At 50.8% G+C, this 18,384-nt stretch carries 14 protein-coding genes; 1 reads left to right on the top strand and 13 read right to left on the bottom strand.

Annotated features, from left to right (window positions below):
- Positions 1-63: 63 nt before the first annotated feature.
- From HJG54_RS32520 to psbA, 12 genes are all read right to left on the bottom strand, one after another.
- A complete protein-coding gene (locus tag HJG54_RS32520) occupies positions 64-2,067 on the bottom strand; it encodes a response regulator (RefSeq protein WP_316435968.1) in 2,004 nt (667 codons plus the stop codon).
- Positions 2,068-2,798: 731 nt separating this feature from the next.
- On the bottom strand, positions 2,799-3,164 hold the full coding sequence (psbH, locus tag HJG54_RS35665; protein ID WP_420717415.1) for a photosystem II reaction center phosphoprotein PsbH: 366 nt from the start codon (positions 3,162-3,164) through the stop codon (positions 2,799-2,801).
- 221 nt (positions 3,165-3,385) lie between these two features.
- Entirely contained in the window at positions 3,386-4,942 is a 1,557-nt protein-coding gene (gene psbB, locus HJG54_RS32510) for a photosystem II chlorophyll-binding protein CP47 (protein ID WP_316435967.1), read from the bottom strand.
- Positions 4,943-5,493: 551 nt separating this feature from the next.
- Complete coding sequence (psbC, locus tag HJG54_RS32505) at positions 5,494-6,909, bottom strand: photosystem II reaction center protein CP43 (protein ID WP_420717414.1); 1,416 nt, start codon at positions 6,907-6,909, stop codon at positions 5,494-5,496.
- 49 nt (positions 6,910-6,958) lie between these two features.
- Positions 6,959-8,014, bottom strand: a complete 1,056-nt coding sequence (psbD, locus tag HJG54_RS32500; protein WP_036011384.1) for a photosystem II D2 protein (photosystem q(a) protein) — start codon at positions 8,012-8,014, stop codon at positions 6,959-6,961.
- A gap of 14 nt (positions 8,015-8,028) precedes the next feature.
- Complete coding sequence (gene apcD, locus HJG54_RS32495) at positions 8,029-8,550, bottom strand: allophycocyanin subunit alpha-B (RefSeq protein ID WP_316435965.1); 522 nt, start codon at positions 8,548-8,550, stop codon at positions 8,029-8,031.
- A gap of 142 nt (positions 8,551-8,692) precedes the next feature.
- Positions 8,693-11,029: a phycobilisome rod-core linker polypeptide gene (locus HJG54_RS32490; protein ID WP_316435964.1), complete on the bottom strand. Its 2,337-nt coding sequence runs from the start codon at positions 11,027-11,029 to the stop codon at positions 8,693-8,695.
- 161 nt (positions 11,030-11,190) lie between these two features.
- Positions 11,191-11,568, bottom strand: coding sequence for a hypothetical protein (locus HJG54_RS32485; RefSeq protein ID WP_316435963.1), 378 nt, complete (start codon positions 11,566-11,568; stop codon positions 11,191-11,193).
- Between the two features lie 80 nt (positions 11,569-11,648).
- On the bottom strand, positions 11,649-12,128 hold the full coding sequence (gene apcD, locus HJG54_RS32480; RefSeq protein WP_316435962.1) for an allophycocyanin subunit alpha-B: 480 nt from the start codon (positions 12,126-12,128) through the stop codon (positions 11,649-11,651).
- 28 nt (positions 12,129-12,156) lie between these two features.
- Positions 12,157-12,642 (bottom strand): allophycocyanin, encoded by a 486-nt coding sequence (locus tag HJG54_RS32475; protein WP_036011375.1) that lies wholly within the window; start codon positions 12,640-12,642, stop codon positions 12,157-12,159.
- Between the two features lie 95 nt (positions 12,643-12,737).
- Positions 12,738-13,214 (bottom strand): allophycocyanin subunit alpha-B, encoded by a 477-nt coding sequence (gene apcD, locus HJG54_RS32470; RefSeq protein WP_316435960.1) that lies wholly within the window; start codon positions 13,212-13,214, stop codon positions 12,738-12,740.
- Between the two features lie 107 nt (positions 13,215-13,321).
- Positions 13,322-14,410 carry a photosystem II q(b) protein gene (gene psbA, locus HJG54_RS32465; protein WP_316435959.1) on the bottom strand — a complete coding sequence of 363 codons (1,089 nt, stop codon included), beginning with the start codon at positions 14,408-14,410 and terminating at the stop codon, positions 13,322-13,324.
- 490 nt (positions 14,411-14,900) lie between these two features.
- Here psbA and HJG54_RS32460 point away from each other — a divergent pair, with 490 nt between their 5' ends.
- Positions 14,901-17,039, top strand: coding sequence for a molybdopterin-containing oxidoreductase family protein (locus HJG54_RS32460; protein WP_316435957.1), 2,139 nt, complete (start codon positions 14,901-14,903; stop codon positions 17,037-17,039).
- Positions 17,040-17,170: 131 nt separating this feature from the next.
- On the opposite strand, the gene HJG54_RS32455 is transcribed toward HJG54_RS32460, so the two are convergent.
- Positions 17,171-17,998 (bottom strand): SGNH/GDSL hydrolase family protein, encoded by an 828-nt coding sequence (locus HJG54_RS32455; protein WP_316435956.1) that lies wholly within the window; start codon positions 17,996-17,998, stop codon positions 17,171-17,173.
- Positions 17,999-18,384: the final 386 nt, after the last annotated feature.

Below are 18,384 nucleotides of genomic sequence, written 5' to 3'. Positions count from 1 at the left end.
GGGTTGGTGATTAGGCAGATTGCCTGTCCGTAACTCGTCCGTAATTCATATGCGACTGGTACATTACTGCATCACACGCATGACTTGCGCTCGCTTGATTTGCGTCAGGATCGGTAAGAGAGCCGATGATTCACCAATTGGTTTATTGATCAATGCATTTGCGCCGACCTCTAACATTTGCCGTAGTGTTTCCGAATCGCGATGAACCGTGAGGAATACAATTGGCAACTGCTGCCAGCGTGGCTCACTGCGGATGGCTCGGCACAGCTCAATCCCATTGATTTGGGGCATCTCCACATCCAGAATCAGCAAATCGGGGTCACAGGTTTGCAGGGTTTGCCACAGCTGTTTAGCATGCTCCAGCGCTGTGAGATGGATATTCCAAGGGGACAACCAAGTCTGCATCGCAGCCAGTATCTGCGGATCATCATCCACCATCAGCACTTGCCAGGGGATAGATGGCTGTGCGGCGGGCTGTCCAGCGAGGCTGAGAATTTGGCCAACTAACGACTTGGGCAAAACCGCATGCACGCCTGCCTGAGTGAATTGCACCCGCAAGTTGAGGTCAACCTGATCGGTGAACAGCAGAATCGAGGTAGGTGGAAGCTGGTGCGTCAACTGGCGAAAGGCAGCGAGATGGGCTGCTAAGTTGTCGGCTAAACAAAGATTGACCACAAATGTAGCAGGCTGATCGGACGGAGCCAATTTTGCCAGATGGGTGGAGTCCGCCACAGCGGCTAAATCAGATGGCTGTAGAACAATCGCTTGTCCCGATTGCCGCACTTGCTCCAGCAGGGTCGGATCGTGATCAATTACCAGCAACAGCGAGGTTGTTCCCACTTCCGGCAGGGGTGCCCCAGCTTGCAGCACTTGACGCAGCTCAGCGATGATTGCTATCAACACCGCGTGATTTTCCCTCAGGGTCAATTGGTCTGATTTAAACGCCTGCTCCAGTTGGGCAGCTAGATGGGAGCCGTGCAAACGTTGAAAAATGCCCATGGCTCCAGCTAACTGATGCGCCGCCACATAGGCTTGATGGTGCAATGCTGCCGATAATTCACCCGTTTGCAGCGCCTCGATCGCCTGCTCGATCAGCCGCAAGCGATTAAAGTTATGTTCTGCATACTTTGACCAGAGCTGCTGCAAGCCAACTTGGATTTGTTGTTTTTGTCTCCCGGTTTCTAAGTCCTGTTGCATCTGAGTTGGGTTAGCAAGGGCTTGATCGGTTGACTGATTCGTATTTCCAGCAGTATCTACTTGATTCAAACTATTTTTATTTAATCCATTTTTACTTGACCCGTTTTTATGTAATCCATTGCCATTCAGAATGATCGGCGCTTGCTTTTGCCCCGCAGTCTGTGAATCTTCAGGAACAGATTGGGACGGTTCAGATTTAGATTGCCGCAGCCGATACCCCATGCCGTAAACAGTTTCGATGAAATTAAAGGGGGCACCCGCCTGCTTCAACTTCTGCCGCAGTCCTTTAATGTGAGAGGTCACCGTATCCTCGCCCGGCATTTCCTCACTACCCCAGAGATGCTCCAGAATACTGCTGCGGGCAAAGACGCGCTGCGGATGACGCAAAAACAGCTCCAGCATGCGATATTCCTTTGGCGTTAGCTGCAGGAGTTGATCGCCATAGGTGACTTGACAAGCTGCCAGATCCAGCCGCAGATGATCCCACTCCAGCACGGGTAAAACAAACGAACTGCCGCGGCGCAATAACACCCGTACTCTCGCCAACAGTTCGGGCAGTTCAAACGGTTTTACCACATAGTCATCGGCTCCGGCATCTAATCCAGCAATCCGATCGGTACTGGAGTTTTGCGCCGTGAGCAGCAGCACCGGAGTTTTGTAATTGTGCTGCCGAATTTGCCGACAAAGGCTGATTCCATCTAGTTTCGGCAAAATTACATCCAGCAGAATCAGATCGTAAGCAAACGCCTCGATCAGCCGCCACCCTAGTTCACCGTCACCAGCCACATCAATGGCATAATTTTCCCTCGCCAGAGCAGTCTCTAGGGTTTTTGCCGTGCATTCATCATCTTCAACTAGCAAAACCTTCATGCCAGTAATCCCGACTGCCAAATAATAGAGTTTTAACTTTGGAATATATAGATTTCGGAATATTACGTTTTTCGCGTATAGTATCTGATCGTTATAATAAACACACCATAAATTCCCAGAAGTTAATAAATTTTAATTTTAGATTACCTAATTTAAAAAAGAATGAGTGAGTACTCACGCGGTTTACTTACACGATGGGAGATCCATAAAAACCTGTTTGAAAAGGATCTTGTCATCTGGATCCGCCTCATTTTCTGGGATGCCTGCAGGGCTATAATCCCCCACTGTGGAAGACTTTGAACAGCGGCGATTCGGGAAAGTTCCCCAGAATAGGTAGCTACGGTGTCTACACAAGTCCTCTCGGCCCCTGTTCGATTGAGCGTTCGACTGAGCTTACGCCGAAGTCTCACGTCGAAGCCTAAATCCCCCATTCATGGGAGACTTTGAGTCAACATTAAACCAATTTTTCCCATGCTTTAGACCAAATCAGGTTCGGAAGTCCCCCATTTATGGGGGATTAGGGGGCTAAAACGCCTCGAATCCTAACAACTCGATTTGTGTGTACACTACGGATTCTACCATTCTGCTTGTAAGGGCGAGCTTAGCAGATTCGTGAGTCGCTTTGCCCCAAATGCAAGGCAAAACCCGCCCCTACTGATAACTGGCAACATTGCAACCCTTCCCTAAACCTGCCAATTAGGAACTGGCAAACAGAAACTAGCAATCAAGCACTAGGCTTTATCAGTCGGATAGGTTCGCGCACCATAGGCAATAAAGGCGATACAGGCCACTGTAAATGCCAGCAAACCGAGAAACACCCCAATGGCAGTCGAAACATAGTTCTGATTGGCCGGAGGTGGAGGCTCAACAGGTACGGTCGCTAGAGCAGCCCAGTCGGGTTTAACAGCATCTAGTAGAATTGTTTCGTTGAAGATCTGTAGAATCATTAAAAGAAAGAAAAAGAACAGCAGAATTAACGCAGCCATCAACGGCGCGGTTCCCCAACCAGGGACAACTAAACCGGCATCTGAATTTAATTGACGAAGGAGATACTGGATGGGAGCAATACGTTTGGGTTGAAATTTACTGAGTGGCATAGGCTGTCAGAGTAGAAGACACTAGACAATAGTATCGTGAAAGATTGATGGCAAATGAGTAAAGTGGTAATAGAAGGGAGATTAATGAATCAGCAGGCTCAAAGTGTGAGAACTCTTGAGAGAAGGTAATGAGATAAGGTAATGAGATAAGGTAAGAACTGGAATAGAAAATAGAGAAGTAGAGAACAGGAAACTATCCCATTCTCTACCTGACTCATCCCTTACTGAGTTATTTGAACCGATGGTTGCAATGCAGGCTGCTTGCGGGTTGTGACATCGCCCACTTTCTGGAAGACACCAAATTCCACCTGTTCATCATCGAGGTCCGGATCAAGTCCAGCAAACACATCGCGGAAGAGGGTGCGACAGCCGTGCCAGAGGTGCCCAAAGAACCAAACAATCGCGAAGCAAACATGGAAGAAGGCAAACCAACCGCGATTGCTGGTGCGGAACACGCCATCCGAGTTATAAACGGTTTGGTCAAACTGGAAGGGTTCGCCCAGTTGCGCTGCGCGAGCATATTTTTTGACGACCGTTGGGTCGGTAAAGGTTTGTCCATCCAGAGCACCGCCAAAGAAGCTGACGGTGACTCCGGTTTGCTCAAAGCTGTATTTTGCCTCAGCTCGGCGGAAGGGAATATCGGCTCGGACAACGCCATCTTGGTCTGTGAGCACAACCGGAAAATTCTCAAAGAAATTGGGCATCCGCCGCACGGTCAATTCGCGTCCTTCGCCATCTTTGAAGACTGGATGCCCCAGCCAGCGTTGTGCCAAACCATCACCATCCACCATCCGCCCAACGCGGAATAACCCTCCTTTGGCCGGACTGTTGCCAACATAGTCGTAGAACAACAGCTTTTCTGGAACGGTTGACCACGCCTCGGAAAGGGATTTGCCCTCAGCGAGTTTGGACTGAACCCGCCGACTAATTTCGGTCTGGAAGTAGCCGTCATCCCACTGATAACGGGTGGGTCCCCATAGCTCGATTGGAGTCGTGGCCGTGCCGTACCACATGCTGCCAGCCGCCACGAATCCGGCAAAGAAGAAGGTGGCGAGGGCACTGGCTAACACGGTTTCCAGGTTGCCCATGCGCAAGGCTCGGAACAGATTCTCGGACGGTCGGACAAAAATATGAAACAGACCGCCAATAATCCCGACAATACCAGCCGCAATGTGGTGGGCGACAACTCCGCCGGGATTGTGCGGATCAAACCCAGAGGCATCCCAAACTGGAGCCACTCCCTGCACATGTCCGGTTAACCCATAGGGGTCCGACACCCACATCCCAGGACCAAAAATGCCGGTTAAGTGAAATGCCCCGAAGCCAAAACAAGCCAATCCAGCCAGCAACAGATGAATGCCAAAAATTTTCGGCAGATCAAGGACTGGTTCATTGGTGCGGCGGTCGTAAAACGTGGCTAAGTTCCAGTAGTTCCAATGCCAGACGGCAGCTAAGAACTCAAGTCCTGAAAACAGGATATGGGCAATAGCCACCGTTTCAAAGGTCCAGAAGCCTGGATCGGCGAGCGTTTCGCCGGTAATACTCCACCCTTGCCAGGAGTTGACAACTCCTAAGCGAGCCACAAATGGCATCAGAAAACATCCCTGCCGCCACATCGGATTCAAAACCGGATCGCTGGGGTCGTAACGGGCTAACTCAAACAGCAGCATGGATCCGGCAAAGCCAGCGCACAGGGCATTGTGCATTAAATGAACTGCGATCAAACGTCCAGGGTCGTTGAGAACTACCGTATGGACGCGATACCAAGGAAGTCCCATTCTGGTAATCTCCTGTTTCTATCAAGCAAACAAAAGCGATTAAAACTGCAATCAATCTGTAGACATGGAGTATAGGCTACTGTTACGGTAATCAGGACAATCAATAGCCGCTTCGGATAAGGCTAATTTAGGATGCAGCGTACATTTCAGATGATGGCTGTTAGTAAAGAATTGACAGCTAGAACAAGGAATCTGGTGCATCTTCTTCGACTGATCGACGGCTTCTCTAGCTAACAACCAGAAACTGCGAATAAACAACGCTACGATTAGCCAAGCTGAAACGAAACAAATGGGTGTTAAAAAAGGTTGAATCGCATCAACGATAGGGCTGAGTAGACGAAACATAGGTTGAAAAGAATATATGGCGGTTCTAATGAGTTTGGAGGGGTTGAATAGGAGTCAGGAGTCAGGCTTCCCAGAGCGTCAGCCGACGGGAGTCAGGAAGTCAGGAGTCAGGAGTCAGTTTTGCCGAAGGTGGTTTGTAGACGGCGGGCAAGATGCCCGCACTCTATCTGTTGCTCAATCGATGAATTACTAAACTCAACTGGTTATTAATCCAGATCGGGCATGGAAAGCACAGGTTCATTCTTGCGATCAATACCGCGAACGAATCCAGCGGCGGCGGCTCGTGCTCGTCCGGCATGCCAGAGGTGACCTACTAAAAACAGAAAGGCCACAATAAAGTGAAATGCAGCTAACCAAGTACGGGGACCAACAAAGTTGAAGGTGTTGATTTCCGTAGCAAGACCACCAACCGAATTAAGAGAACCTACGGGTGAATGGGTCATGTACTCAGCAGCAGTACGGATTTGCCAAGGTTGAATGTCATTCTGGAGTTTATCAATATCGAATCCGTTCGGTCCGCGCAGGGGTTCGAGCCAGGGCGCTTTCACATCCCAAAATCGCATGGTTTCACCGCCAAAAATAATTTCTCCTGAAGGTGAGCGTTGCAAGTATTTGCCTAGGCCGGTCGGACCTTGAGAGGTCAGCTCCGCTCCTAATCTCAGATCGCGCACCATAAAGGTAAGAATTTGCCCATGAGCCGATTCTGCAATGGTAGGACCGTAAAACTCACTCGGATAGGCGGTGTTGTTAAACCAGATAAAGGCCGTTGCTATAAAGGCTTGGCCACAAATGTTACCCAAACTCTGAGCTAGATAGGCTTCACCCGACCAGGTAAACACACCATGAGTCCATTTCCAGGGTTTGGTGTAAATATGCCAGATACCGCCAGCAATCAGCAGCATCGCCACCCAGATATGTCCTCCCACAATGTCTTCCAGATTATCAACGCTGACGATCCAGCCGCCTTCGCCATAGGGTGAGCGGAACAGATAGCCAAAGATGCGCAAGGGATTTAGAGTAGGGTGGGACACTAGCCGCACATCTCCACCCCCAGGTGCCCAGGTATCGTATATACCGCCCCAAAACATGGCTTTACCGACAAACAGTAAGGCCGCCACACCCAGCGCAATCAAATGAAATCCCAGAATGGTCGTGACCTTGTCTTTATCCGCCCAATCGAAATCAAAAAAACCAGCGAGTTTGGCCGGTCCCCGCAGGGAGTGATACAGTCCGCCGATGCCCAACACCGCCGAACCAATCAAGTGCATGACCGCAATAGCAAAGAAGGGAAAGGTATCAACAACCTCGCCGCCATGCCCAACACCAATCCCCAACGTAGCCACGTGGGGCATCAGAATAAATCCCTGCTCATACATCGGCTGTTCGGGGACATAGTGGGCCACTTCATAGAGCAGCATCGCTCCCGCCCAAAACGCCACCAGTCCCGCATGGGCCACATGGGCACCTAAAAACCGTCCCGATAGGTTAATGAAGCGAGCATTCCCGGCCCACCAAGCGTACCCAGTCGAAGCTTCATCCCGCCCCTCTTTAGACGTTGTGATGCTAATACCCTTCGGTGTTTGTGTGGTGGTGACAACCGAACGATCGAATGGTGTTTCCACAAGTTCATTCCTCCTGTTTCACAGTTTGCAATCTGGAGAGACGCATCCATCAGAGTGCATTACCACGCGGCAGCACTTCATCCGGGAAAACAAAGTGTTCGTGCGGCTGATCATCCCCGGCCATCCAAGCCCGCAAGCCCTCGTTGAGCAGAATGTTTTTGGTGTAGAAGGTTTCATATTCGGGATCGACAGCAGCCCGTAACTCTTGCGAAACAAAGTCATAGGCTCGTAGATTAAACGCCAACCCCACCATGCCAATCGAACTCATCCACAGGCCGGTGACAGGCACAAAGAGCATAAAGAAATGCAGCCAGCGTTTGTTGGAGAAAGCGATGCCGAAAATCTGTGACCAGAAGCGATTGGCCGTCACAAAGGAGTAGGTTTCTTCGCCCTGAGTAATTCTAAAACCACGAAACGTATTATATCCGCGAGTATCTTCAAATAATGTATTCTCGACCGTCGCGCCGTGAATCGCACAAAGCAACGCACCGCCCAGCACACCCGCCACGCCCATCATATGAAACGGATTCAGCGTATAGTTATGAAAGCCCTGGACAAATAGTAAAAAGCGGAAAATCGCCGCTACACCAAAACTCGGCGCAAAAAACCAGCTCGATTGCCCCAGGGGATACACCAAAAAGGTGGCCACATAGACGGAAATAGGAGCCGAGAAGGCCAGCGCATTATAGGGACGCACCCCCACCAAGCGAGCAATCTCAATCTGGCGCAAGCAAAATCCGATCAGAGCTAGCGCTCCGTGAAAGGCCGTAAACGTCCACAGGCCGCCGAGCTGACACCAGCGGGTAAAATTCCACTGAGCTTCTGGCCCCCAGAGAAATAGCAACGAATGATCAAGACTATCGGATGGGGTAGACACGGCTGCGGTGAGAAAATTGCAGCCTTCTAGATAGGAACTGGCCAAGCCATGCGTGTACCAAGAACTCACAAACGTGGTACCAGTAAACCAGGAACCTAAAGCCAGGTAAGCACAGGGAAACAGTAACAAGCCTGACCAGCCAATAAACACAAACCGATCGCGTTTGAGCCAGTCATCTAGTGTGCGCAGCAGATCTTTGGAGGGTTGCTGTGGAATTGCAATTGTCATGGGATATCCTCCTGCTAATACTCCGGTGTACCGTCATTAACAAAATAAGGTGTACCCGGAAGGGCTAATGTTTGAATGATGTGGTCAAAATAGGGAGCAACAACGGCGGCATCGGGCTGTCCCAACAGGGCAATCGCTTCTTCCTTAAGGCACTGCACAGCTTCAACCCAATTGGCTAAGGGAATCCCCAGCGAAATATACATCTCCTTCATGCCAACAGTGCCAATATCTGCCAGGGGTTGTTCACTGCCCGCCAAGACACAGTAAGCGACCAGGCGGATGTACCAGCCCTGATCCCGCTGACAGGATGCTGTTTTGCGGGGATTGCCGCTGTTGCTGGGGGTGACCGGACACCGTTTCCAAAAGCGCTGACTCCCTTTCTGGACCAGATCCTGCTCGGCTGCTGCCAATTTTTGAGCAATTTGGATTCTACGTTCACCCGTCTGGCAGAAATTTTGGATCATGCGAATCTCGCCTGGAGTCAGATAGCGCAGTTCCTCGTCCGCATTTTGAATTACCTGTTTGACCAAACTCATAGCTTTTCTCCTGCAAGGGCAATGGCATCACGAGTAGCGATCCAAATGTCTGATCTGAATGCCACCGAACCAGCTAATATGAACTGACTGTCTCGGTTTAGGAAAGCGCTGCCATAAAAACTGCAGCAAAGGTTTCCTCAGGTCAACCTGCTTGGTTTGAAACGCTCGCTTCCACATAACCCGGATCGCTCGGCTGATTCGGTTCGGCTGCAGGTTGGATTTGATCAGCCTGTGAGTTTGGATGTTCAACTTCGTTCTTTGCAGGCGTGAATGGAACTGTTTCCGCATTGCTGTTTCCTTTTACTTGCTGTAAATCAAATGCAGTCAACTTGCCATTTTTACCATTCAAGTGAGCATGATACTCAGCACTTGTATGATGCTCTAAAGCGGCCTTTACCCATTTCCCTTCGTACACTCGTTCTTCTTCCCGTGCACGGTGAGTGGCTCGCACCTGGGGTGACAACCGCATCTCTAGTCCTTTCGGCGTGATCATGCGTTCATAGGGAACCGTATTCTCACCAAACGTTTGACTATACTCAGGGCTATCAATTATGGCATTTACAAGAGCATAAAATCCTTGTTTTGCTGCAATGTCGTAATAGCGTCCCATTTCCTCGCGCCCGTAGGTGGGTCGCCCCAACAACCGGCGATGGATGTATTCAATCGCTTTGGTGACATATAAACTGTCCCAAAACAAACTGCGAAACAGGCGCGACTTGGCTAACTGCCGCACAAACTCCCGCACGCTGATCTGCTGCGCCTTGAACAAGCTTTCTGCTGTAGTCAGGCGTTGATCGGCCAATAGGTCACGGCCAAACACCTGCCGATAGGCAGCCTGAATCATAGCGGTTGGAGAAGGAGCACTCAAGTCAACATCTGCCGTGGGATGGGGACGATGGGACAAGCTAGTAAGCTTCAGCACCCGATGCTCAGAACCGGGTACACTCTGCCAGATTGAATGAGCACCATTGCCGTTTTGCCAATCGCAATGAATCAGAATACGTCGATGCTCGCGCTTGTAATAGGCTGGATGTTCGCCTCCATCCTGATCCTGATCGGGAAAGATCGCGCCAAACTGAATTTCCAGCGGATCGTTACCTGCACCATAGGGATGCTGATTCGGCAACGGCTTTTGATACTCTCCAAACAGCGTCACAAACTGAGGCAGCTTACGGGCCATCGCGCTGTACTTAAACAGATTAATCTGCGCGCCCCAATTGCGGCACTCCTGAGCCTCTTGCCCCAAACCACGCAGATAGGGCACCGTTTCTTCGCCAAAGTAATCGGTATACTCCGTCGAATCGATCAGGGCATCGATCAACGCCGACAGCCCTCCCTGCGTGATCACATCGAAATACTGCTGAAATTCTTCGAGCGAATATAGACCTCGACCGAGAAAATGGCGCACGGCCAACTCGATCACTCGACTGATCGTAAACGGCTCGTAGAACAGATCGCGATAGAGTCTGGACTTGCCTAACTGCCGAATGAATTCCTTCGTCGAAAACTCATTGCTGCGGAAGCGCGATTCCAACCCGGTCAAAGCCACTCCGTATTCTCGCGTAATATCTCGCTCAAATACCTGACGGTAGGCAGCTTTAATTACCGCCTGTTTTTCGGTTTCGGCCATCTGTGGCTTCATCACAAATTTGGGCCGTGTCGTTGCCGCTAGGGCATAACTCTCTGGCAGCTTTAGCCCCTGCTGCTGGTTGGAAACTCCGATTCGCAGTCGAACCGGCGGTTTCTCGACCTGGTAGGCAGCAATCAATGCATCAAACTGCTCTTGGATCATTGCCTTCGCTTCAGCATCTTGTTGAAAGTAACCCAACGTTCGCCAGCGCATTTCTCGTAGGGCCACAATCGTTGCTTCCGTCACATCTTCTGGAATGACACCCCGCAATCCGCAGGCATTCACCGTCAAAATACTCGAATCGTCGGCCACAATCGCATAGGTGACATAGCGTAAAAACCAATCCAGATCCCGCATCGAGCGCTTCATCCGGGCCACACCATACCGCGAGATGTTAATCGGACGGAATCCATCTGGCAATGGATCGCGGTCTTGGCTGAGCTGCGTCTGGAGCCATTGCGAGAAGCCCCGCAGCGGATTGCCATACTGGGGCAGTTTTAGATTCAGATTCAAGGTCTGCCCGTCCTTCGAGCGAGTGAAGGGACGCGGAGGCAGGGTATAGCCTGGAAGCTGGTCGCGGTTAAACGGTGGGTCCAAGTACGCCATGGGTGAGCCACCATAAAAGATGCGATTGGCACCAGCTTCGACAATTTCGCTGGCGTGTGCTCCGATGGTTGTAGCCACTTCGAGGCGCTTTGCCCCCGATCGAAAATAGTTGGCCAAGGCTCGCAGTTCCGTGGATTTGAGGCTGCGGTCTTGCTGCTCTGCTTGGGAAATCAGGGCAGTGGGAAGGGTATGATATTGCTGCGGACGAGCCACTGGGCTGCCGCTACTGGCATAAACACTCATTGCAATTCAATTTAGTATAGGTGGGTCGAGTTATTTGCTGACCGTTCAGTCATTTAACCTAATTCAACAGTAAGCAGGCAAGTAAAGACATTGCTCCGCTGCAAACCATTTGCCCGATGCAGTGCTGCGTCAATTGCTGTTCCGCTGATCGGTATTGATGATTATTTGCCAACCGAGGTAAGACAATCAGCCAGCTCAGTTTGGGGAACGATCTGGGAATTTGATGCAGAATTAGATGCAGAATTTTGAAGATGAACAGCTTTTAGCAGATCGTAAACTCCCTGACGCACCACTTTTTCGATATTCAATCGTTCTTCAGAAGTCAGGGAAAGAGAACGAACAACAGCCGTTAACCGTTCATGATCTTCAATCACCCGATACCGACTATGAACACGGCTGAGAGTATAGGCAATTAATTCCTGCCGCATCTCCATCGATCTCAACAGGGGTTGATAGTCGCGGTATGGCTCTTCTTCTAACACATGATCAATTTCTTCCAGAATGGCTGGCAAGGTCAGGTTCATAATCGTTTTAGTCATAGCTTCCTCCTTGAGGGAAGAAATGGGGCGCGGAGGCTACAGGTCTTGGCCGGTGACATCACTCCGTCCCCAAAGCGCTGTTAAGGCTTGAGACCTTGAATCAGGTAATCAAAGTAGGGTGCAACTTCAACAGCATCGTCTAAAGCCAACAGCTCTAGAGCCGCTTCTTTCAGGCACCGCATACACTCCACTAGATTGGTCAAAGGCACCCCCAGCGAAGCATACATCTCTTTCGCACCGCGCACACCGCTGGTCTCAATTGGCTCAATGTCGCCTAGCACAATCGCATAGGTGACTAGCCGCACATACCAGGACTGATCGCGCATGCAGGAGGCCTGAAAGGTAGGGTTACCGCTATTGCTGGGCGTTACCGGGCAGCGCTGCCAAAAGCGCTGTGTGGCCTGCTCAACAATCCGCTGTTCATTTGCGGCTAACGTAGCAGCCAGTCGCAATCGGTCGCGCCCTGCTGCGTAGAAGTTTTGCACAGCATTCAATTCTTCTACGTTTAAGTAACGCGCCTCCCGGTCGGCAGTGGCAATCACGTTGGTAATAATGCTCATCAATCCAAATCGTTAAACTGCAAAGGGGTTAGCTCAATCCAGCGCAAATGTAGTCAAAATAGACGCCCATTTCCTTGCCAGCTTCGGCTCCTACCAAATCGGTAGTCGCTTCCTTCATCGCCTGCACAGACCGGATCGTAGCTCCAATCGGTACGCCCAGAGAGTTGTAGGTTTCCCGCAGTCCGTTCAGAATCCGCTCATCCAAAATGGACGGATCGCCAGCTAGCATGGCATAGGTTGCGTAGCGGAGAAAATAGTCAAGATCGCGAATGCAGGCAGCATAGCGACGACAAGTATACATATTGCCGCCTGGAGCTGTGATGTCCGTATACATCAGCGATTTAGCGACCGCTTGGGTTACAAGCGAAGAGGCGTTAGCACTGATGGTAATGGCAGCTCGCGCCCGCATTTCACCGCTCTGGAAATAGGACCGCAGCTTGTCCAACCCATTATTGTCTAAATAGCGGCCCTGCACATCCGAAGAGTTGATCAACGCTGTAATGGCATCTTGCATAGTTATGGATCTCCTTCTGTTCTGAATTCAAGTTGTTTGGCCCCCTAAACCCCCCATTCTGGGAGACGTTGAGAAACTCAAATGCTACCTAACTGTTACGACAAGGCTCGAATGATATAGTCAAAATACGGCGCAACTTCAACTGCATCGTCTTCACTCATGAGTGAAATCGCCTCATCTTTCACGCACCGCATCGCTTCCACTAAATTCTTCAGCGGAATTTCCAGCGAGTTGTACATTTCTTTGATGCCAACCGTGCCGATCTCGGCTAGGGGTTTCTCACTGCCCGCCAGCACCGAGTAGGCCACCAGCCGAATATACCACCCCTGATCGCGCTGACAGGATGCAGTTTTGCGAGGATTACCGCTGTTGCTCGGCGTGACCGGACAGCGTTCCCAGAATTTAGCGCTAGCATTTTGGACAATTCGCTGTTCGTTTTCAGCTAACGTGGCCGCAATCCGGATGCGTTGCTCCCCAGAGCGCAAGAAATCCTGGAAGATACGCATTTCTTTGGGAACAGGATAGCGCGATTCACTGTCTGCATTCAAAATCAGTTCGGTTACAACACTCATGGGTTTCTCCTTGCAGCAAATTCTTTTGTTAAAGCAGGTTGGCGAATGGTAGAGAAAATCCCCACCACCATCCTCAGGCAAGTGATGGGGAAGCGCTGCCGTTTAGTTCAGCTCGGGAGCACTGGTGCAGCCATATTCATGGCGACGGGAACAGCTTCTCCGCCAGCTAGATCTAAAGGGAAGTTGTGGGCATTGCGCTCATGCATCACTTCAAACCCTAAATTGGCTCGGTTGAGCACATCAGCCCAGGTATTCACGACTCGCCCTTGAGAATCCAGTACGGAATGGTTAAAGTTGAAGCCGTTCAGATTAAACGCCATGGTGCTAATTCCCAACGCTGTTGCCCAGATGCAAATCACGGGGAACGCCGCTAGGAAGAAGTGCAGCGAACGACTGTTGGTAAAACTGGCATACTGGAAGACCAGGCGACCAAAGTAGCCGTGGGCAGCCACAATGTTATAGGTTTCTCCTTCCTGGCCAAACTTGTAGCCGTAATTTTGCGACTCGTTTTCGGTCGTCTCTCGCACCAGGCTAGAGGTGACTAAACTGCCGTGCATGGCGCAAAACAGAGAACCTCCAAAAACACCCGCTACACCCAGCATATGGAATGGATGCATCAGGATATTATGCTCAGCCTGAAAAACAAACATAAAGTTGAACGTACCGCTGATGCCCATTGGCAAGCCATCCGAGAAGCTGCCCTGACCAATTGGATAAATCAAAAACACAGATACGGTGGCAGCCAAAGGCGCTGAGTAGGCAACGGCGATCCAGGGGCGCATACCCAAGCGATAGCTGAGTTCCCATTCTCGTCCCATGTAGCAACATAAAGCAGGAACGTAATGGGCGGCAATCATTTGATAGGGACCGCCATTGTAGAGCCATTCATCTATCGACGCTGCTTCCCAGATTGGATAAAAATGGAGACCAATAGCATTAGAAGAAGGGACAACGGCGGCTGTGATGATATTGTTACCGTAAATTAAGGAGCCAGCGATTGGCTCGCGAATACCGTCGATATCGACAGGAGGTGCGGCAATAAATGCAATCGTAAACACACAGGCGGAAACAAGCAGTAACGGAATCATTAAGACACCGAACCAGCCGACATACAGCCGATTTTCTGTGCTTGTGACCCAATTGCAAAATTGCTCCCACTGGACGCGCGCTCCACGTCGTTGTAGAAGTGTAGTCATAATCCACCTTGAACGATGATAAAAATCAAGCTGCTAACGCCAGCATTTCCGAACCCGTTCGAGTTCATTTGAATTCAGAATGCCGGTCTGTTGGATGAGAGAAAGGTAAACCTCCGTTAAGTTTGACTATCTGAGCAGGCGATAGTGCTTCCAACAGAAACGTTGCTGATGCCTCCTAACTGCGCTAGCGGTGAGTTCAAACTTGAGTTGAGACCTGTTGAACCTTGTTTCAAGGTATGAGTGAAGTCTAATGAAAAAATATGAAGAACTTATGAAGGCTTGCAACAAAGTTGGGGGTGGGGGGCTTCGACGCGAGCGCACTGCCCCCATGGGGCCAGAAAAATCAGCCGAGCGGTGGGGGTGAGAAACGTTCTGTCAAGAACTGATGGGATTAGAACTCAACGGTATGCTGAATTACTGTTTTGCGCCTCAGCAACTGATTTCATAGCTAGTTAAGCAAATCTAAAGCTGAGCAGGCAGAATTAGGAATATGGTCAGCACAGTTGATCAACAAAACGCTGATGAACAAGAGATTGTCCATGGTGCTTGCCCGCATGATTGTCCTGATACCTGCGCCATGTTGGTGACGGTTAAAAATGGCCGTGCAGTTAAGGTAGAAGGCAATCCGGACCATCCTTTCACCCGTGGCACGCTATGTGGCAAGGTGAGTGACTATTTAGATCGCGTCTACAGTCCTGACCGGATTCTGTATCCAATGCGGCGAGTTGGTCCAAAGGGGAGCGGCCAATTTGAACGAATCAGTTGGGATGTCGCCCTCGATCAGATTCGCGACCACTTTCAGCAAATCATCAACCAGTACGGGGCTGAGGCCATTATGCCCTGTAGCTATTTAGGCCACGAAGGCTTACTGAATGGGCTAACGGTAGGAGATGCTTTTTTCAATCGGCTTGGAGCCACGATCAGCGAGCGGACGTTTTGCATTTCCTGCACCAGCACCGCCTACCTAATGACCTACGGCCCTACCCACGGCACCGACCCCGATACCTTCAAACACTCCAAATACATCATTCTTTGGGGCTGCAATGCCCTTAGCACCAATGTGCATCTCTGGTCATTCATCCGCGAAGCTCGTCAAAATGGAGCCAAGCTCGTCTCGATTGATCCAGTCCGGACGCGAACAGCTAACCAGTCAGATTGGCATATCTCGATTCGCCCTGGAACCGATGGCGCTCTAGCTCTAGGGCTGATGCATGTGATCATCAACGAAAACCTGGCGGATTGGGATTATGTAGAAAACTACACAGTTGGCATCGAAGCCCTGAAGGAACGAGTGCAGGACTACCCACCAGAAACAGTGGCTGAAATTACCGGCATTCCCGTTGAAGATATTGTGACATTGGCCCGTGAGTATGCCACCACCCAGCCCTCGGTGATTCGGATCGGCGTTGCCCTGGAAAAGCAGGCTGGTGGCGGCCAGGGGGTGCGGGCGATCTGCTGCCTACCAGCCCTGGTGGGGGCATGGCGGCATCTGGGCGGGGGAATGTTGCAGGCTCCCATGTGGCCGTTCCCGATTCGCTGGGATGTGGTGCATCGCCCCCACTTTATTCGGCCCAACACTCGGGTAGTGAATCAGTGGCAGTTGGGACGAGCGTTGACCGGTGAGATGCCGCTAGACCCGCCCATCAAGGCGCTGTTTGTCTATAACTGCAATCCTGTTACCCAAGCCGCCGAGCAAGAGAAGATTGTAGCTGGCTTAGCGCGAGACGATCTGTTTGTGGTTGTCAGCGAACAGTTTATGACCGACACGGCAGACTATGCCGATATTGTGCTGCCCGCCACTACTCAAGTTGAAAATCTCGACTTGATGTTCTCCTGGGGCCATACCTATGTGACGCTTAACAAACCCGCCATCGAGCCGCTGGGAGAAGCGATTCCCAATACAGAACTGTTCCGGCGTCTGGCTGCCCGCATGGGTTTTGACGATGAGTGCTTTCAACTCAGCGATCAGCAGTTGGCGCTGGAAGTGCTGGATTGGTCGGCTCCCGTGATGCAGGGAATTGATATGGATCTGCTGAAAGCCCAAGGCTATGCCAAGCTCCAGATCGATCCGGTGCCCCATGCCGAAGGCAATTTTCCCACACCCTCTGGCAAATGCGAGTTTGTCTCCTCAATGAAGGTGGACAGCAACTTTGTCCTACCGGCCTTTCGCCAAGGTTATGAGAGCTATGAACCTGGAGCCGCGATTGATCCGCTGCCCAACTATACACCCCAGCGGGAATCGCCCGTTAGTAATCCTGACCTCGCCCAGCGCTATCCCCTCAATCTACTCTCGGCTAAACCCCATCAGTTCATCAATTCCTGCTTCGCCAATCTACCCAAACATGCCAAGCTGCAAGGAGAACCGCATGTGATTATCCATCCAGACGATGCAGCCAAGCGCGGTATCGCCGACGGACAAATGGTGAAGGTATTTAATCACCGGGGTGCGTTTCAAGTCCCAGCTATTGTCAACGATATGACCCGTCCTGGAGTTGTGGTTGCACCGCTGGGCTACTGGCGGAAACTGAGCTGTGCCGGCACGATCAATGCTGCCACTGCCGCCACATTCACCGATATGGGTCATACTGCCGCTGTAGGAGATGCCTTAGTTGAGGTTACGGCAGCCTGAGTTGGAGGATGACAAAGGCCCCCCAGAAGCTTCAGCACCAGTCGCAGAGGTTGCCGCCACCAGCGCCGTTACGGTAATTGCATCAGGATAGTAACGAGGCTATCGGCCAGCATTCCAGCAATTGGAGCAAATCATCTGCGAGCATTGGAGGACAGGTGCGTCTCAATTGCGGCAAAGGCGTGCTTCCCTAAAATCTGGTGAGCTGCCGTAGTAGGGTGAATTCCATCCCAAAACAAGAACTGATCGGGGGTTTCACAAGATCCAGAGCCATTCATACAGGCACTCGTTACATTCGTGAAGGCAAATTTTGCCGGATCGGTGATGGCCGATTGATAAAGCGCATTGGCATCCAGAACAGCAATTTCAAGCTCAGGCTGTTGTTGACTCAGAACCTTGAGCGATTGCCGCAATTTCTGGTTATGAGTCTGCGTCAGGGCTGTGAGACTTGCAGAATTCGCGTTATTGCGCGTAGCTGGCAATTGACCCAAGTTAGGCAAGTTGGCAACCAGAACTCGCTTCGCCCCGGCAGCCGACAAGGAATCGATCGCATTCATTACATTCTTGACCGGAGCGGTAGTATCGTTGGCTCCCTGCAAATAATCATTAGCGCCTGCCCATAGCACATACAGACTGCTGGACTGGATCTGGGAATGGGTCTGAGTAAACGAGTTTACCTGCCTGACTAATCCGGGCACGAGGCCACCATTAGAATAGTTGCCACTCGTTGCTCCACCACAAGCAAAATTGCGGATTTGACTAGCCGCGAGACCAAGCTGCTCAGCCAAATATTCCACCCAAACGCGACCATTAGAATAGCGTCCTTGAAAATACGGCGGATCAGGGGGATAGGCTCCGCCTGTTGCGCGAAACACAGTTCCAGTATCAGAAAGGCTGTCACCAAAGACAACCAGTTCGGTGATCGGTTCAATCCGTTGAGTTGACAAGATGAGTGCTGTCATAAAACCCACAACTACAAGAACAAGCGCAACAATGGTTTTTCTCATTGTTTTTCAATCAAGTCAGAACTAAATTACCCAGTAAAACGTTACTGAGCTTTGCTCTAGAACCTTTGGCACTCCCTCACCATAGCGAATCTGAGGTAGGTTTGTGGGGCTAGAACCGGGCTAGCAATTGGGGTTTTACCTTTCTGAAATGCCCGCGATCTGCAATGCCTACTCAAAGCCGCGCCTCCACAGACTAAACTCGCCGTCAGGAAGGCACTGCCCCTGCACCGCGTTTTTCGTACTTCACTAGCCTGAAAAAGGCTGTAGTTCGACTTTTCAAACAGATTCTCACACAATTGCATATAAACATGCTAAAGTCGCCGCCCTAAATTTTTCCGGAG

The sequence above is a fragment of the Leptolyngbya sp. NK1-12 genome (assembly GCF_032598965.1).
Lineage (GTDB): Bacteria > Cyanobacteriota > Cyanobacteriia > Elainellales > Elainellaceae > Elainella.
This window is presented reverse-complemented; position numbering and strand designations above follow the sequence as displayed.

Bases quoted from the DNA above. Each gene is read 5' to 3' on its own strand.
- HJG54_RS32520 (WP_316435968.1), bottom strand. From the start codon at position 2,067: ATGAAGGTTTTGCTAGTTGAAGATGATGAATGCACGGCAAAAACCCTA.
- psbH (WP_420717415.1), bottom strand. From the start codon at position 3,164: ATGCCACTCAGTAAATTTCAACCCAAACGTATTGCTCCCATCCAGTAT.
- psbB (WP_316435967.1), bottom strand. From the start codon at position 4,942: ATGGGACTTCCTTGGTATCGCGTCCATACGGTAGTTCTCAACGACCCT.
- psbD (WP_036011384.1), bottom strand. From the start codon at position 8,014: ATGACAATTGCAATTCCACAGCAACCCTCCAAAGATCTGCTGCGCACA.
- apcD (WP_316435965.1), bottom strand. From the start codon at position 8,550: ATGAGTTTGGTCAAACAGGTAATTCAAAATGCGGACGAGGAACTGCGC.
- HJG54_RS32490 (WP_316435964.1), bottom strand. From the start codon at position 11,029: ATGAGTGTTTATGCCAGTAGCGGCAGCCCAGTGGCTCGTCCGCAGCAA.
- HJG54_RS32485 (WP_316435963.1), bottom strand. From the start codon at position 11,568: ATGACTAAAACGATTATGAACCTGACCTTGCCAGCCATTCTGGAAGAA.
- apcD (WP_316435962.1), bottom strand. From the start codon at position 12,128: ATGAGCATTATTACCAACGTGATTGCCACTGCCGACCGGGAGGCGCGT.
- HJG54_RS32475 (WP_036011375.1), bottom strand. From the start codon at position 12,642: ATGCAAGATGCCATTACAGCGTTGATCAACTCTTCGGATGTGCAGGGC.
- apcD (WP_316435960.1), bottom strand. From the start codon at position 13,214: ATGAGTGTTGTAACCGAACTGATTTTGAATGCAGACAGTGAATCGCGC.
- psbA (WP_316435959.1), bottom strand. From the start codon at position 14,410: ATGACTACACTTCTACAACGACGTGGAGCGCGCGTCCAGTGGGAGCAA.
- HJG54_RS32460 (WP_316435957.1), top strand. From the start codon at position 14,901: ATGGTCAGCACAGTTGATCAACAAAACGCTGATGAACAAGAGATTGTC.
- HJG54_RS32455 (WP_316435956.1), bottom strand. From the start codon at position 17,998: ATGACAGCACTCATCTTGTCAACTCAACGGATTGAACCGATCACCGAA.